The 15,746-nt window shown below is 59.8% G+C and carries 19 protein-coding genes and 2 pseudogenes; 12 read left to right on the top strand and 9 right to left on the bottom strand.

The genetic code is table 11. From position 1 onward, the window contains the following. Positions 1–275 (top strand): annotated as a pseudogene (locus WBH99_RS06180) (TniQ family protein); the annotation flags it as partial. 60 nt (positions 276–335) lie between these two features. Further along, the gene (locus WBH99_RS06175; protein ID WP_061287698.1) at positions 336–950 is read left to right on the top strand and encodes a recombinase family protein; all 615 of its coding nucleotides are present in this window, start codon (positions 336–338) and stop codon (positions 948–950) included. Here WBH99_RS06175 and WBH99_RS06170 read toward each other — a convergent pair. The 7 genes from WBH99_RS06170 to WBH99_RS06140 form a co-directional block, all read right to left on the bottom strand. Next, positions 937–2,448, bottom strand: coding sequence for an efflux transporter outer membrane subunit (locus WBH99_RS06170; RefSeq protein ID WP_203400700.1), 1,512 nt, complete (start codon positions 2,446–2,448; stop codon positions 937–939). The genes WBH99_RS06175 and WBH99_RS06170 overlap by 14 nt on opposite strands. Beyond that, entirely contained in the window at positions 2,435–2,839 is a 405-nt protein-coding gene (locus WBH99_RS06165; protein WP_256497086.1) for a cytochrome c, read from the bottom strand. The genes WBH99_RS06170 and WBH99_RS06165 overlap by 14 nt, the downstream gene beginning before the upstream one ends. 98 nt (positions 2,840–2,937) lie before the next feature. Further along, entirely contained in the window at positions 2,938–3,648 is a 711-nt protein-coding gene (locus tag WBH99_RS06160; RefSeq protein WP_091458852.1) for an ABC transporter ATP-binding protein, read from the bottom strand. 2 nt (positions 3,649–3,650) lie between these two features. Then, positions 3,651–4,853: an ABC transporter permease gene (locus WBH99_RS06155; RefSeq protein WP_054257780.1), complete on the bottom strand. Its 1,203-nt coding sequence runs from the start codon at positions 4,851–4,853 to the stop codon at positions 3,651–3,653. Continuing rightward, positions 4,850–6,001: an efflux RND transporter periplasmic adaptor subunit gene (locus WBH99_RS06150; RefSeq protein ID WP_054257779.1), complete on the bottom strand. Its 1,152-nt coding sequence runs from the start codon at positions 5,999–6,001 to the stop codon at positions 4,850–4,852. The genes WBH99_RS06155 and WBH99_RS06150 overlap by 4 nt, the downstream gene beginning before the upstream one ends. After that, positions 5,998–6,606, bottom strand: coding sequence for a TetR/AcrR family transcriptional regulator (locus WBH99_RS06145; RefSeq protein WP_424219228.1), 609 nt, complete (start codon positions 6,604–6,606; stop codon positions 5,998–6,000). The genes WBH99_RS06150 and WBH99_RS06145 overlap by 4 nt, the downstream gene beginning before the upstream one ends. 248 nt (positions 6,607–6,854) lie before the next feature. Further along, on the bottom strand, positions 6,855–7,550 hold the full coding sequence (locus WBH99_RS06140; protein WP_424219227.1) for a VC0807 family protein: 696 nt from the start codon (positions 7,548–7,550) through the stop codon (positions 6,855–6,857). A gap of 143 nt (positions 7,551–7,693) precedes the next feature. Here WBH99_RS06140 and WBH99_RS06135 point away from each other — a divergent pair, with 143 nt between their 5' ends. After that, positions 7,694–7,861: a hypothetical protein gene (locus tag WBH99_RS06135; RefSeq protein ID WP_424219226.1), complete on the top strand. Its 168-nt coding sequence runs from the start codon at positions 7,694–7,696 to the stop codon at positions 7,859–7,861. A 131-nt stretch (positions 7,862–7,992) separates the two neighbouring features. On the opposite strand, the gene smpB is transcribed toward WBH99_RS06135, so the two are convergent. After that, positions 7,993–8,448 carry an SsrA-binding protein SmpB gene (gene smpB, locus WBH99_RS06130; protein WP_424219225.1) on the bottom strand — a complete coding sequence of 152 codons (456 nt, stop codon included), beginning with the start codon at positions 8,446–8,448 and terminating at the stop codon, positions 7,993–7,995. 60 nt (positions 8,449–8,508) lie between these two features. Here smpB and WBH99_RS06125 point away from each other — a divergent pair, with 60 nt between their 5' ends. Both WBH99_RS06125 and WBH99_RS06120 read left to right on the top strand, forming a co-directional pair. After that, positions 8,509–8,955, top strand: coding sequence for a type II toxin-antitoxin system RatA family toxin (locus WBH99_RS06125; protein WP_424219224.1), 447 nt, complete (start codon positions 8,509–8,511; stop codon positions 8,953–8,955). A gap of 1 nt (position 8,956) precedes the next feature. Next, positions 8,957–9,274: an RnfH family protein gene (locus tag WBH99_RS06120; RefSeq protein WP_424219229.1), complete on the top strand. Its 318-nt coding sequence runs from the start codon at positions 8,957–8,959 to the stop codon at positions 9,272–9,274. Positions 9,275–9,438: 164 nt separating this feature from the next. On the opposite strand, the gene WBH99_RS06115 is transcribed toward WBH99_RS06120, so the two are convergent. Further along, entirely contained in the window at positions 9,439–9,915 is a 477-nt protein-coding gene (locus tag WBH99_RS06115; RefSeq protein WP_424219223.1) for a DUF4124 domain-containing protein, read from the bottom strand. A gap of 78 nt (positions 9,916–9,993) precedes the next feature. Between WBH99_RS06115 and guaB the strand changes: the two genes are divergently transcribed. From guaB to WBH99_RS06080, 7 genes and pseudogenes are all read left to right on the top strand, one after another. After that, entirely contained in the window at positions 9,994–11,457 is a 1,464-nt protein-coding gene (gene guaB, locus WBH99_RS06110; protein WP_424219222.1) for an IMP dehydrogenase, read from the top strand. Positions 11,458–11,511: 54 nt separating this feature from the next. Further along, complete coding sequence (gene guaA, locus WBH99_RS06105) at positions 11,512–13,146, top strand: glutamine-hydrolyzing GMP synthase (RefSeq protein WP_424219221.1); 1,635 nt, start codon at positions 11,512–11,514, stop codon at positions 13,144–13,146. 277 nt (positions 13,147–13,423) lie between these two features. Beyond that, positions 13,424–14,203: a tyrosine-type recombinase/integrase gene (locus tag WBH99_RS06100; RefSeq protein ID WP_424219220.1), complete on the top strand. Its 780-nt coding sequence runs from the start codon at positions 13,424–13,426 to the stop codon at positions 14,201–14,203. Next, positions 14,128–14,445 (top strand): type IV toxin-antitoxin system AbiEi family antitoxin domain-containing protein, encoded by a 318-nt coding sequence (locus WBH99_RS06095; protein ID WP_424219219.1) that lies wholly within the window; start codon positions 14,128–14,130, stop codon positions 14,443–14,445. Before WBH99_RS06100 ends, WBH99_RS06095 begins: the two co-directional genes overlap by 76 nt. After that, positions 14,429–14,632, top strand: coding sequence for a nucleotidyl transferase AbiEii/AbiGii toxin family protein (locus WBH99_RS06090; RefSeq protein WP_424219218.1), 204 nt, complete (start codon positions 14,429–14,431; stop codon positions 14,630–14,632). The genes WBH99_RS06095 and WBH99_RS06090 overlap by 17 nt, the downstream gene beginning before the upstream one ends. After that, positions 14,619–15,587, top strand: coding sequence for a nucleotidyl transferase AbiEii/AbiGii toxin family protein (locus WBH99_RS06085; protein ID WP_424219216.1), 969 nt, complete (start codon positions 14,619–14,621; stop codon positions 15,585–15,587). Before WBH99_RS06090 ends, WBH99_RS06085 begins: the two co-directional genes overlap by 14 nt. Further along, positions 15,529–15,746 (top strand): annotated as a pseudogene (locus WBH99_RS06080) (IS3 family transposase); the annotation flags it as partial. The gene WBH99_RS06085 and the pseudogene WBH99_RS06080, both read left to right, overlap by 59 nt.

Raw genomic sequence — 15,746 nt, 5'->3', positions numbered from 1 at the left:
TGCCGACGAAAGCGCCGAAGCCCGAACCCATCAATCACTGGCAGCGTGCAGTCCAGGCCATCGACGAGGCCATCATTGAAGCGCGGCACAACCCCGAGACGGCACGCTCGCTGTTCGCGTTGGCTTCCTATGGTCGGCGCGACCCAGCTTCCCTGGAACAGTTGCGCGCCACCTTCGCGGAGGAAGGCATCCCCCCGGAATTTCTGTCACATTATGAGCCTGATGGACCCTTTGCATGTCTTAGACAGAATGACGGGTTAAGTGACAAATTTTGACGGCCAGCGCTTTCCGGCGCACACTGTCACATAATCGAACGTATATGTGACAGGTGCGGCATGCTGATTGGCTACATGCGGGTATCGAAGGCAGACGGCTCCCAGGCTACCGACTTACAACGCGATGCGCTGGTCGCCGCCGGCGTCGATCCGGCGCAACTCTACGAAGACCAGGCATCTGGCAAACGCGAGGATCGGCCCGGTTTGGCGAGCTGCTTAAAGGCGCTGCGACCAGGGGATACGCTGGTCGTGTGGAAACTCGACCGGCTCGGGCGCGACCTTCGTCACCTGATCAACACCGTGCATGATCTGACCGGGCGTGGCATTGGCCTCAAGGTGCTGACCGGCCATGGTGCGGCAATCGACACCACAACCGCCGCCGGCAAGCTGGTCTTCGGCATCTTCGCAGCACTGGCCGAGTTCGAGCGTGAACTGATCGCCGAACGGACCATCGCGGGGCTGGCGTCGGCGCGGGCGCGCGGCAGGAAGGGCGGGCGGCCGTTCAAGATGACCGCAGCCAAGCTGCGCCTGGCGATGGCAGCGATGGGGCAGCCGGAAACCAAGGTCAGCGATTTGTGCCAGGAACTCGGGATTACCCGGCAGACCTTGTATCGGCATATTTCACCCTCCGGTCAGTTGCGTTCCGACGGAACGAAGTTGCTCAGTAAGGCTTGACCTTCATTCCATCATAACCACCACCCATCGCCTGAAATAGAGCGGCACTATCGGCAAGTCGTTGCGCCTGCGCTGCGACCAAGGCAATGCTATTTTGTTGAGCCTGCTGCCTTGCAATCAGCAATTGCGTGTAGCTGGCTGCGCCAAGCGCATACTGACGCCCCGTGGATTCAAGGGAAGACTGTGCAGTTGAGTCTGCAAACGCGAGTGAACTCAATGCCTGTGCATCGTGCTCCAGTGCGCTCAATGTGTCCGCCACGTTGCGCAGAGCGTCGAGCACAACGCCCTGATAATTTTCCGCTGCGGCATCCAATGCCGCCAGCGATGCCCGTTTTTCTGCGGGTAGTCCCGGATTGAATAGTGGCTGGGTCAACTGCCCCAGCACACTCCAAACAGCAGAGTTGCCGCCAAAAAGAGCCCCGGTTGTGAGTGCTTGTGAGCCAAGGTTTGCACTGAGGTTGATTTGTGGATACAGCTTGGCGATCGCCACCCCATATTCGGCATTCGCCGCGTGAAGCAATGCTTCTGCCGCCTGAATATCAGGCCGTCTGCGCACCAGATCAGAAGGCATCACAAGAGGCAATTCGGTGGGCAGTTTGAACTCGGCCAAAGTGAAATCCGGCACCTTCGCGTCACCAGGGGCCTGGCCGGAAAGCGTAGCCAGAAGATGCTCACTTTGTTGCAGTTGCTTGAGCAACAGGGGTAGTCCAGAACGAGTCTGTTCGGTCTGCGTTTGCTGTGCAAGCAGTTCGTCCGGTGCTGCTTGACCAAAACGCACCCGCTCGCGGGTGACATTGATCTGCTCGTCCTGTGCTTCGACCATCGCTTTGGTGGCCGCAAGCTGACCCGCGAGTTTTGCTCGGACAATGGCGGTGGTGGTGATATTTGCCGCAAGGGTCAGTTGCGCGCCCGCCAGTTCATGGCTCCGGTAGTCCACACGAGCGGCCAGCGCTTCCAGCGCACGACGATTCCCTCCGGCCAAGTCGAGGCGGTAATTTACGCCAACACTGGTGTTGTAAAGACTGAACTCACGTGCCTCGCCGGCCAATCCGAGACCGCTGGAGCTCATGCGTTGGCGTTGCGCACCGATACTCGCATCGACTTGGGGGTAGCGCGTTGATCCCGCTTGCGCAGCATGAAGCTCCTGCGCCTGCCGCAGTGTCGATTTTGCGGAGGCTAACGTGGGACTGTTTTGTAAAGCCAATGCAATCAGTGCATCGAGTCTGTATGACCCCAGGCTGTGCCACCATTCCGAACTGACCTCCCGACCGACCCGGAGGGTTTGCACTTCCCCCAAGGGGATTGTGGACAAGGCGGTTTGCGCTGGCATGGTGGCAACGGTGTATTTGGATGTAGTCGGCGCTTCGGGGCGTTTGAAGTCAGGCCCGACCGCACAACCAGCCAACAAACCAACAAGTGCGAGAGATGTCAGGGCTTTGGCTGGACTTTGACTGGGTTTCGTGCATTGGCCCGTGCAAGTCAGGTCATCGGTTTTCATAGAAATGCTCCAGGAACGGCTTACGGAAGCTCTGATGACAAATGAGACAGCTTTGTTGCACCTTCGAAAAAGCAGAGATAACGGCTAGACCATCACCACGCTTGGCTGCGTCGCCCATAGCTGTAGCAGATTCGTGCGTCTGCCCATCGTGGCTGCGAAACTTCCCAGCATCGGTTCCGAGCCAAGCAAGAATGCGCATTTTTTCCGCGACGGGAGGCTCTGCGTGGTTGGCAATCTTCGGCGCCAACTCGGCAACCACCGCCCACTCTTCCTTGGAAATTGCGCCTGTAATGGCTTGCATGTCGCGGCCTAATTTGTCCATCACACCACGTAGCGCCATCGGCTTTGCGGATTCTGCCTGCGCGCCAGCAGGGTTGACTGATATGGTCATCACCGTGAAAAGCACGGTGGCAATGACCAGGAACGGTTTTTTAGTGCTGTTCATGAGACCTCTTCTTTTCTCAGCGACATCGATAACGAGTGGTGCAGTCATTCAAAACTGCGCCCTTCACCCGCTTCCTCGTGAGTGACGCCATCGCGGATGTGGTAAATGCGCTTGAACGTCGGGATGATTTTTTCGTCGTGCGTGACGACGATGACGGCGGTTTCAAAACGCCGAGCCATGTCGTTGAGGATGCGGATGACAGACATCGCACGCACCGAATCCAGCGGTGCTGTTGGTTCATCAGCCAGGATCACTGGTGGTCGATTGACCAAGCCGCGAGCAATAGCCACGCGTTGCTGTTCTCCGCCTGAGAGTTGTGACGGCATGGCCTTGGCGCGGTGCTGCACATCCAGCGCGGTGAGCAGTTCGAGCGCGCGTTTTCGCGCATCGTCATTGCCGACACCCGCGAGCATCGGCAAGAGCGCCACGTTATCGGTGACATCGAGAAACGGGATCAGGTACGGCGCTTGAAACACGAAACCGATCTTGTCGCGGCGCAAAGCCCGCAGGTCGCGCACTTTCCATTCATCGTCGAAAATCACCTCGTTTCCCAGCACCATGCGACCGGCGGTGGGGTCAATCACGGCTCCCAGGCACTTGAGCAACGTGCTCTTGCCGGAACCGGATGGGCCGATCAGGCCAACCACCTCGCCCGGCGCAACCTGCATGTTCACGTTCTTCAAGGCGAGAACCGCAGTGTCTCCCTCTCCGTAACGCTTGCTCAAGCCTTCGATGTGAATGCCTTTTGCCGTCATGTTCAGCCTCCAATCGCTTCGGCCGGATCGACCTTCAGCGCCATACGGATGGCGACAACGCTGGCCAGCACACAAATAACCATCACCGCGAAGAAACCCAAGATTGAATCAATGGGCATCAGCAATACGTATTTGGGAAACAAGGGTGCAGCGAAGGTAGCCGTGATCTTGCCAACGACAAAACCGATGACCCCAAGTACCAACGCCTGCTGCAAGATCATTCCCGAAATCGTGCGGTTGCGTGTGCCGATGAGCTTGAGCACTGCGATTTCGCGAATTTTGTCCATCGTCAGGGTGTAGATGATGAACGCCACGATGGCGGCGCTGACCACAGCCAGAATCACTAGGAACATGGCGATTTGCTTGGCGGATGTGGCAATGAGTTTTCCCACTAAAATCTCTTCCATCTGCGCGCGGTCATAAACCGTGAGCCGTTTCCAGCGCCGTATCGGTTCAGCCACCTCCTGCGGGGAGTATTCAGATTGGATACGCACCAGCACCGCATTTACCGAGTTGTTACTGGTTTGTGAGGCAATCACAGCATCGAGCAGACCAGGCACGCCGGGGCGGTTAAAGGCCGGATTGGCTTCGGTGCGGCGACGCTGCATCAGAATGGCGTCGTTGTCTTTGAGGAATTGCGCTTCTTGCGCATCCTTGAGTGGGATGAACACCATTGGGTCGCCACTGGAGGACACCATGCGGCGGGTCAGGCCAACTACTGTGTAATGGTTGCGGCGAATTTTCACCTCATCGCCCAGCCGAAACCCGGTGGCGATGTCCGCGACCGCCTCATAGTGGCCACGTGTAATCTGGCGCCCCGCGACCAATTGAGGTGGCCAACCCGATGTTCCCGGTTCGCCTGCCGCAATGCCCACGACCATGGCGCGCACATCCTTTTCACCTCTTCCGACCTGCATGGTCAGGTAGGTCACATTGGCGGCCTCTGCGACGCCCGGCAGGGTGCGGATGCTGCGCCACAGGTCATCAGGGATGCTGGAAGACTCGGCATAAGGGCCCAGGGTATCTTTCTGTACCACCCACAAGTTGGCACCACTGTTGTCCAGCAACACCTTACCGTCATCGACCATGCCGCGATACACACCCGCCATGGTCAGCGTGACGCCAATCAACAGGCCCAGGCCGATGCCCGTAAAGATGAATTTCCCCCAGGCATGAAGGATGTCACGTCCGGCCAGGCTTATCACGGTGAGACTCCTGGCAGACGATCGACGATGTTAATCCGACTCTTGGCGCTGAGTGTCTTTTCGCTGTAGAGCACGATCTGGTCGCCAACGCTCAAGCCCTCGAGCACCTGAACCAGGCCATCAAGACTGGAGCGGCCCAGCACGACCGGAGTGAAAGTCAAACCTCCTTCAACCAGCTTCCATACACCGCGTTTTCCATCGACTGTCCGAATTGCGGCATTGGAGATGGTCGGCGCGGCAGGCAATTCGCCCAGTTGCACAGTCACCTCCGCCAACTCACCCAATGGTGGAAGAGGTACTGGAGGCGCGTTGAAAACGATTTTTGCCAGGGTTTCCTCAGTCACGGCATCGGCACGAGGCTCGATTCGCAATACGTGTCCCGCCACTGCCTGAGATCGCCGTGATCTCAGAACAATCTTGGCTGGAAGCCCTATAGCCAGTCCCTCGGCACTGATTTGATCAAAGCGTGTATCAACCCACAGGCTTGCGGTGTCAATTACTTCGATTACCGCTTGCCCCGCCACCACCGTGGTGCCAGGGTCTGCATCGCGTGCTGCGACCAGTCCGGCAACCGGTGCCACCAACCGCAAGTTTCCGCGTTGAGCGCGGAGCGCTTCCAACTCTGCGCGCAGACGCGCGATATCTTCTCGCGAGGCGACCAATGCCGCGCTCGCCACAGCCAGTTCTTGCCGTTTGGTGACTACCGTTTCTTCGCTGGTGCCACGCACCGATAAAAGCTGCTCATAGCGTGTGGCCTGTGTCTGCGCGAAAGTTTCTTTGGCCGCAGCCTGTCGAAGTGCAGCTTCGGAACTCTTGATTGCAGCCTGCTGAGCGCTAACGCGATCGTCCAGGTCCACCGCATCCATTTCACCGAGCACTTGCCCTGCCTTAACGATATCGCCGACATGCACATCCAACCGCTTGACGCGCCCGGCAACGGTGGGGCCGATTTTGTAAGTAAAGCGCGCTTGTACTGTCCCTATACCAGCTAATGCTGGGGCAACGGAGCGGGACTCTACCGTGCTGACAGTAGCTGCAATAGGAGCCAATGGCCCTGAACGCAAAGCAACATAGATGAAAAGTAGTAGAAGCGGAATGATGATTACGACAAGTGCCAGTGTGCGGCGTTGTAAGGGTGGAAATTTCATGACTCACTCCCAATGCCACGACGATAGATTGCAAAAACACCAGAGGCATCGCGACGGATGCGAGCGGCGTCACCCGCGATGAGTGACTGCATCACCAAGCCCTGGATGGAGCCGATGAACGATACCGAGGCAGCCTCGATATCGAGGTTGGCATCAAGCTCGCCTATCGCCTTGCCCCGCTCCAGTAGATGGCGCAAGCGTTCTCCGTACCGTTGAATTAAGGTCTGAACCATCCTTTTAGGGAGTGTTTCTCCGGGCCGCTGCAATTCTCCGAAGAGCATCCGTGGCACACCCGGATGCTCGGAAACGAAGTCGATATGAGCCATGAAGACCGCTTCCAGCGCGGCAAGAGGAGAAGTCACGTTCTGTGCCGCCCTGTCTACTCGGGAAAGAAGACGTTCCGCCACCCATGTCATCACTGCTTCGAGAATGGCATCCTTGGTGGGGAAGTGCCGGAACAGCGCGCCTTGGGTCAGGCCCATGCGCTGCGCGATCGCCGTGGTGGTGATGTCGCTGGGATTCTGCTCAGCCGCCAGATTGATCACCGCCTCTACGGTGGCCGCTCTCCGTTCATCAGCCGGAAGGTGCTTAGGGTGTTCGTTCATCGCCAATCCAAAAGAAAGTAATCTATTACTATCTTAGCAGGTTGTGTGATGAGGGCAAGACCCTATCTGACAGCGCCCAATGAACTCAACGCCAAGTTCGACCCCGAGCCAAGGTACCCAGCTTGTCGGTTGGCCCCTACAGGCAGGTTTAGCGCGTACTGAATTTAGTCAGTTTTTTTCTTTCACCGGCACAGTGCAATCGACTTCTGATGTTTGGTGCGGTCGTCTTCTGAAAATGACAATCCGGTTCAGGTGGACTGTTGTTGCAGGATGTCCATGAACCCCAGACCGGCCAGTTTCCGGGTGCTGCGGGCCAGGTAGTAGAGTACGGCCATCATCATCAGCATGGAGGGCAGGGCGATCATGGGGTAGCTGAGCAAGGTCAGGCGTCCCAGTTCCGCGTTGAAGGCTTCGGTGCCGGCCGGGCTGGTGACGATCCAGATGGCGAGCAGGTAATTCATCATGGCGGAAAAGAAGAAGGTCGCGCTCAGCAGGATGGTTCCGGTCTGCAGGCGGGCGTCAAAGGCGTCCACATTGCCGCGCAGGGCCAGGTGCTGGTGGACTTTATCCACGTCGATGATGGCCGGATTGAACAGCAGGCTCTTGATGAGCGGGTAGGGGGTGCGGATGGAGGCCAGAACCACCAGGCCGATGATGCCGGGCACGGCCGCTTCCTTGATGGCCAGCCACCGGGAATCGAGTTCGAGCAGGCCGATGCCGCCAGTGAGCAGGATATTCACCAGCCCCAGGGCCGAAAAGACATTGAACTTGCGGCTCTTGATCAGGTCCCTCGTGCCCCACACCAGGGGAAAGGCCAGGGCAAGAAGCAGGGCACCGACACTGCCCAGGCGCTCCGCCCCGCTGAGTTTCATCAGGATCAGGGAGGGAATGATGATGTTGATCAGCAGTTCGATCAGGGGATTGTTGTTCCTGGCTGGGGCCATGGGCGATCTCGGGGCTGGAATGAAATGAACAGTTATTTTAGGGGCAGGGACGGGAAATGGTTCAGCGGCGATACAATTTTTACCAAACCCGGATTCCGGGACCTGCCTGCGGCGGCAGCCTGTTGCTTCGGGGCTTGCGGCGGATGGCAATCCTGGCGTTGCTGGGGCTGGGTTTCATGTTTTCAGTGGTGCTGTTTGCGGTACTGGCAGTCGGAGGCTTGCTGCTCTGGGGCTGGTTTTGGTGGAAAACCCGCAAAGGTGGAAAACCCGCAAAGGTGGAAAACCCGCAAACTGAGACACCAGCTAGGTGAACAAGGTTTCCCTCAATCCCCATTTTCATCGCCCGATGCAGGCCGGGTGATCGAGGGCCAGGTGATCCGGGACGGCAGGAGCGAGGTTTTCTGGCCGGAAGACGCTCCGCCGGGCTGAGGCGGGGCATGCTTTAGCTACTCTTGACCTTGTTGCGCATCAGGCGTTGTTTTTCCCGGGCCCAGTCTTTTTCCTTGGCATCCTCGCGCTTGTCGTGCTGCTTCTTGCCTTTGGCCAGACCGATTTCGGCCTTGATGCGGCCCCGGGTGTAATGCAGATCCAGCGGCACCAGGGTGAAGCCGGCGCGTTCCACCTTGCCGATCAGTTTCATGATTTCGCTGCTGTGCAGCAGCAGCTTGCGGGTGCGCACCGGGTCCGGTTGCACATGGGTGGAGGCGGTGGGGAGCGGGGTGATGTGCATGCCCAGCAGAAAAATCTCGCCCCGCTTGATGATCACATAGGCTTCCTTGATCTGCACCCGGCCGGCCCGGATGGCTTTCACTTCCCAGCCTTCCAGGGCAATTCCGGCCTCGTATTTTTCCTCGATGAAATAATCGTGGAAGGCCTTTTTGTTGTTGGTGATACTCATGACGCAGTGGGAATCCTTTAGAATCCGCCATTCTACAAGATTCGGAGCTTCTGGCGGACCATGGCCCTGGTCGAGAAATCGGTGCTGATCGAATACTCAGCACAACAAATGTTTGAACTGGTGGATCGCTGTGAGGATTATCCCCAGTTCCTGCCCTGGTGCAGCCATACGGAACTGCGCTATCGCGATGACAAGAAGACGGTAGGGACGCTGCACATCAACTATCACAGCGTCAAAACCCATTTCACCACTGAAAACGACAAGGAGATCCCGGTTTCGATGAAAATCAAGCTGGTGGATGGTCCTTTCCGGCACATGGAAGGCAGTTGGCACTTCAAGGCCCTGGCCCCCCATGCCTGCAAGATTGAATTCAAGCTGCATTACGAATTCTCCAGCAAGCTGTTCGAAAAGCTGATCGGTCCTGTTTTCAATCATATTGCCAACAGCATGGTCGATGCCTTCGTGCGGCGGGCAGGCCAGATTCATGGAGCCAATACTGGTGGCTGAGATGCTTTTGCAGGTCGAAGTGATTTATGCCCTGCCGGACAAGCAGGAACGGGTGCCGCTCCGTTTGCCCGCAGGCAGCACCCTGCAACAGGCGCTGGAGGCATCTGGCTTGCTGGAGAAATATCCGGCGATTGATCTGGAGAAGAACAAGTTCGGTATTTTTGCCAAGCTCTCCAGGCTTGACACGGTGCTGCGAGATCGTGACCGGGTCGAAATTTACCGGCCCTTGATCGCCGATCCCAGGGAAGTCCGCAAGCAGCGGGCCGCAGAAGGCAAGGTGATGAAGAAGGGGGCGGGGGAAGAGGGCGAGGCGGCCTGAGGATCGGCCTGAGGGCCGGGGGCAACGGTTCAACCCAAGTCGGAGGGGCCCGAGGCCCTTCGTCGCCGAGGGGTCAGGAGGCCCCACCGCTGTTGACCTCCTGCTGTTGACCTCCCGCTGTTGTCTTCCATCTCTGAGCGCCTGACCCTGTTGGGTGCCTGGGCTTATTTGCACCATTCCTGCACGTTCTTGATGGCCCTTTCGATTTCCTGCTGGCGTTGCTGGTCGCTGATGAACTCCCGTTCGCCATCTTCCTTCATGCGGCTGATGCGCTGCCCGGATTCCAGGATGCGCTGCTGCTCCCGGGCTCGGTTGCAATTATCCCTGCGCTGATCCGCTTCAGCCTTTTCCTTGGCGGCCTTTTCAGCGCTGGCCTTTTTTTCCTGTTGACGCTGCCGGAATTCCAGGTCCTTTTCGGCCCAGCTCTTGGGGCCGGCAGCAGCGGCGGGTTCGCCTTCTGCCGCATCTTGAGCCGCAGCAGGCGCCTGCCTGACGACCGGCACCTGTTTGCCCGCGCCGGGTTGAGGCGTGTCGGAAATGACGGTGCGTCCTTGAGCGTCTTTCCATTTGTAAATCTGGGCTTGAGCAGGCAGGGCAATCAGCAGGGGAAGCAGGAGGGCCAGAAAAAGGTGACTACGCATGGGGAAAACCTCGGGTGGTGGTTCGATCAAAATTGCGCTTGCTGTATAATACTTTTTTGTGACCTTGGATCAAAGGCCATGCGCATTCTGCAAAAAGCCCTCACTTTCGATGATGTTCTTCTGGTCCCGGCCCATTCCGGGATTCTGCCCCGGGATGTCTGCCTCGACACTCAGTTTACCCGGAAAATCATCCTGAACATGCCGCTGGTATCGGCCGCCATGGATACGGTGACCGAAGGCCGTCTGGCCATTGCCCTGGCGCAGGAGGGCGGCATCGGCATCATCCACAAGAATCTGCCGGCGCGTGCCCAGGCCGCCGAAGTGGCCAAGGTCAAGCGTCATGAATCCGGCATCCTGAAAGACCCCATCACCGTCGATCCCGGCATGAGCGTGGGTGAGGTGATGGCCTTGTCGCGGCAACACCGCATTTCCGGTTTCCCCGTGCTGGATAAGGCGGGCAAGGTGGTGGGCATCGTCACCAACCGCGACCTGCGCTTTGAAACCAATCTGGAGCAGCCGGTCGAGGCCATCATGACCCCCAGGGATCGTCTGGTGACGGTGAAGGAGGGGGCCAGCATCGAGGATGCCAAGGAACTGATTCGCGCCCACCGGCTGGAGCGGGTGCTGGTCATCGATGACGATTTCTGCCTGCGCGGCCTGATCACCGTCAAGGACATCACCAAGGCCACCGAACACCCCAATGCCAGCAAGGACGAATTCGGTCGTCTGCGCGCCGGTGCCGCCGTGGGGGTCGGCGCCGGTACCGAGGAAAGGGTGGAAGGGCTGGTCGAAGCCGGGGTGGATGTGATCGTGGTGGATACCGCCCACGGTCATTCCCAGGGCGTGCTGGACCGCGTCCAGTGGGTCAAGAGGAACTTTCCCCATGTGGAAGTGATCGGCGGCAACATCGCCACCGCTGATGCAGCCTGGGCTCTGCTGGACATGGGCGCCGACGCGGTCAAGGTCGGCATCGGTCCTGGCTCGATCTGCACGACCCGCATCGTGGCCGGTGTCGGGGTGCCCCAGATCACCGCCATCCAGAACGTGTCCGAAGCCCTGAAGGGCACGGGCGTCCCCATGATCGCCGATGGCGGTATCCGCTACTCCGGCGATATTGCCAAGGCCATCGCGGCGGGCGCCAACACCGTCATGCTGGGCGGCCTGTTCGCCGGTACCGAAGAGGCGCCGGGCGAAGTGGAGCTGTTCCAGGGCCGTTCCTACAAGTCCTACCGGGGCATGGGTTCGCTGGGGGCCATGCAGGCGGGTTCATCCGACCGCTACTTTCAGGACAACACCGCCAACGTGGATAAATTCGTGCCGGAAGGCATCGAAGGCCGGGTGCCCTACAAGGGTTCCGTGCTCGCCGTGATCCACCAGCTCATGGGGGGGCTGCGCTCCTCCATGGGCTACCTGGGCTGCGCCACCATCGCCATGATGCACGAGCGTGCCACCTTCGTGGAAATCACCTCTGCCGGGGTACGCGAATCCCACGTCCATGATGTGCAGATCACCAAGGAAGCTCCCAATTATCACGTCGATTGATCCTTCCTCCGGTCACCCAGGGCGGCTGCGGCCGCCTTTTTTTCAAGAGACCCCATGGCGCACCAGAAAATCCTCATCCTCGACTTCGGTTCCCAACTCACCCAGCTCATCGCCCGACGCGTGCGGGAAGCCAAAGTCTTCTGTGAAATTCATCCCTACGATGTTTCCGAAGACTTCATCCGCCACTATGGCGCCCAGGGCATCATCCTCTCCGGCGGCCCCAGTTCCGTCACCGAGGGCGATACCCCCCGGGCGCCCAGGGTGGTGTTCGAGCTGGGTATCCCCGTCCTCGGCATCTGCTATGGCATGCAGACCATGGCCCAGCAGTTGGGCGGCACCGTGATGACCGCCGAGGCTGCCGGCAAGGCCCGGGAATTCGGCTACTCCGAAGTCCGCGCCCACGGCCATACCGCGCTCCTGAATGGCATTGCCGACTGCACGACGGCTGAAGGCCACGGCATGTTGAAGGTGTGGATGAGTCACGGGGACTCTGTCATGGAACTGCCGCCCGGCTTCAAGATGATGGCGTCCACCGCTTCTTGCCCGATTGCCGGCATGGCGGACGAGACGCGCAAATTCTACGCCGTCCAGTTCCACCCGGAAGTGACTCACACCCTGAAGGGCCGGGCCATCCTGGAACGCTTCGTGCACGACATCTGCGGCTGTGGCAGCGACTGGGTCATGGGCGACTACATCGCCGAAGCCGTCGAGGCCATCCGTCAGCAAGTGGGCAAGGAAGAAGTGATCCTGGGCCTCTCTGGCGGCGTCGATTCGAGCGTCGCCGCGGCGCTGATCCACCGCGCCATCGGCGACCAGCTGACCTGCGTCTTCGTGGATCACGGCCTCTTGCGCCTCAACGAAGGCGACATGGTGATGGACATGTTTGCCCGCAACCTGGGCGTCAAGGTCATCCGCGTCGATGCGGTGGACGACTTCATGGGCAAGCTGGCCGGCGTTACCGACCCGGAACAGAAGCGCAAGATCATCGGCAAGGAGTTCATCGAAGTCTTCCAGGCCGAATCAAAGAAGCTTTCCGCCGCCAGGTGGCTGGCCCAGGGCACCATCTACCCGGACGTGATCGAATCCGCCGGCAAGGGCAAGAAGGGCGCCCACACCATCAAGAGCCACCACAATGTCGGCGGCCTGCCGGAGGACATGCACCTCAAGCTGCTGGAACCCCTGCGCGAACTGTTCAAGGACGAAGTCCGCGAGCTGGGCGTGGCCCTGGGCCTGCCCCGGGAGATGGTCTACCGCCATCCCTTTCCCGGTCCCGGCCTGGGCGTGCGCATCCTGGGCGAGGTGAAGCAGGAGTACGCCAAGCTGCTGCAGCGCGCCGATGCCATCTTCATTGACGAACTGCGCGCCACCCTGGCCACGGAGCGTGATCTGGCGGCCGGCGTCTGCACCGAAGCCGACATCGGCAAGAGCTGGTACGACCTGACCAGCCAGGCCTTCGCCGTATTCCTGCCGGTCAAGAGCGTGGGCGTCATGGGCGACGGCCGCACCTATGAAAATGTAGTGGCCCTGCGCGCCGTGGTCACCAGCGACTTCATGACCGCCCACTGGGCCCATCTGCCCTACGAGTTGCTGGGCAAGGTATCGAACCGCATCATCAACGAAGTGCGGGGCCTCAACCGGGTGGTCTACGACGTCTCCGGCAAGCCACCCGCCACCATCGAGTGGGAGTGATCCCAAGCCCTTCGGCAGCTATCGGTTGCCAACGGAAACCCCGCGAAACCCCCGGCAGATGCTGGGGGTTTTGTTTTATGCGCTATCGCCCGCATTCGCCACGGGCCGGAAAAACTGACGGTACGGTTGTCGGTACTGGCTGGCGATGGGGTAGGGCGTTTTGTTGCGGTACCGTCGCGGCCAAGTTGGGCGTGACGGTATTTTTTCGGCCTGAATCCTTATCTGGCGCGGGTTCCAGAGCGGTGAAGGGCTGACGGTATTTTGAAAGGAGAGCCAAATGCTGACGGATCTGAAGCTGAAAGGATTGAAGCCTGCGGAGAAGCCCTTCAAGGTGGCAGACCGTGACGGCATGTATGTGACGGTGCTGAAGTCGGGCGGGATCTCGTTCCGCTACGACTACCGGCTGAACGGCAGGCGGGAGACCCTGGTGATCGGCCAGTACGGCCCAGACGGCATCAGCCTTGCCGAGGCCCGGGAAAGGCTCATGGAGGCGCGGCGCATGGTTTCCCTGGGCAAGTCGCCGGCCGGCGAAAAGCAGCGGGCCAAGGCGGCTATCCGTGAGCAGAAGACGGTGGAGGAAATCTGCCGGGACTGGCTCGACAATGCCACCATGGCGGCCAGCACCAGAAATCTGCGGCAGAGCGTGATAGACCGGGACATCGTGCCTAACCTGGGGCGCCGGCTTCCGGACGAAATTGAAACTGACGACATCCGCGCCCTGTGCGACAAGATCGTGGCCAGGGGGGCGCCATCCACGGCCGTCTTCGTCCGGGAGGTTATCAGCCTGGCCTTCATGTGGGCCATCGAGCGCGGCGCCAAGTTTGCGAACCCGGCCGCCGCCATCCGCCCGTCCTCCATCGCCAGCTTCAGGCCCCGGGAGCGCTCCCTGTCTCCCAACGAGGTCGGGATTGTGTTCCGCCTGCTCGAGCGGGTTCCCACCATTCCCACCCTGCGCCGGGAACCGATGCCTTGGTCTGCTCTATGCCCGAGCGGGCCATGCTGGAGTTGTGCGATGGCGTCGCGGGCGCAACCTTGGTCTACGAGGCCGATGCGCTGATGCAGGCCATGACTACGCTGCGGCCGCAGCGGGTCAGCCTGTTGTTGCGCCACTGCCGCAGCATCAAGGCCAAGCGGGTGTTCCTGGCGCTGGCTGAGCGCCATCGGCATGCGTGGTTGTCGCACGTGTTACTCGATGGTGTCGATCTAGGCCGGGGAAAACGTGCGCTGGTGCCTGGTGGTCGCCTGCATCCGACCTACCAGATCACCTTGCCGGGAGACCTTGATGAACACTTGGCTTGATCACTGGGATCGCCGCTACACCGACCGGGTTCGGCTGTTGGTCGAGATCCTGCCGGTGCTGGCGCAGGAGCCGCGTTTCGCGCTCAAGGGCGGCACGGCAATCAACCTGTTCGAGCACGACCTGCCGCGCTTGTCGGTGGATATTGATCTGGCTTGGTTGCCGGTGCATGACTATGCCGGTGCATGACTATGCCGAGGATGCGAAGCTGATTGCGGACGCACTTGGGCGACTGGCCGATATGCTGCGCGCCCGGCCCCTGCAATTACAGGTGCAGATGTCGGCCGGCGAGGGCGCAGGCGTTACGCGGTTGGTGGCCAGTCGTGGTCGTGCGCAGATCGAGACAACGCCGGTCATGCGTGGTGCGGTGCATCCAGTGCGCAACATGGTGGTGCGCCCCAGGGTGGAGGAGGCGTTCGGTTTCGCCTCGGTGCAGGTGCTGGATTTTGCTGATCTCTATGCCGGAAAACTGGCTGCTGCACTCGCGCGGCAGCATCCGCGCGATCTTTTCGATGTTGGCTTGTTGCTGGAAGACGAACGGGCTGATCAGATGCTCTGGCGGACTTTTCTCGTCTACCTAACCTGTAGTCCCAAGCCTGCCTGGGAGATGCTGGCGCCTCGCGTGCCTGCGGATTTCGCAGCAACCTTCGAGGCACACTTTAAGGGCATGACGGCTGAGCCTATTGAAGCCGAAGTCCTGCTGGACATTCATGAGCGCCTGCTGGCGCGCGTGTCCCATTGGCTGGATGAGCCATCGTGTGCGTTCCTACGATCCATTGAGGACCAGCGGCCGGACTTCGATCTAATCGAACTTCCGCATGCAGCCAAATTGCCGGCTGTGCGGCGCAAGCTACACAACCTGGCGCAGCGCACCGACGCCAAGTGTGCGGCGGATCGGAGTCTGCTGGAAGAAACGCTGGCTCGGAGAAGTGGCCCCGAAATTTTGAACAGCGCGATCAGTGGAAACTCTTGGCATAAAGCCTGGCCAAAAAAGGCTGGGCAAGTAGGCGTTTTCAATGGTCAAGAAATCAGCGCGTCGCACCCGTTGCACCCGTCGCACCCACCCACCGGCATTCAAAGCTCGGGTGGCCCTGGCCGCATTGCGAGAAGAGAAGACGATGGCCGAGCTTTTCAGCCAGTTTGAACTGCATGCCAACCAGATCACCGAGTGGAAGCGCCCACTGCTGGAGCATGCCGCCGACGTCTTCGGGGGTGCGCCTGCGCAGAAGGAGCCTGTAGATCTGGTGCCGCTACATGCCAAGCTCGGACAGCTCACGCTGGAGAACGATTTTTTCGAGCGCGC

Source organism: Azovibrio sp., from assembly GCF_049658005.1.
Taxonomy (GTDB): domain Bacteria; phylum Pseudomonadota; class Gammaproteobacteria; order Burkholderiales; family Rhodocyclaceae; genus Azovibrio.
This window is presented reverse-complemented; position numbering and strand designations above follow the sequence as displayed.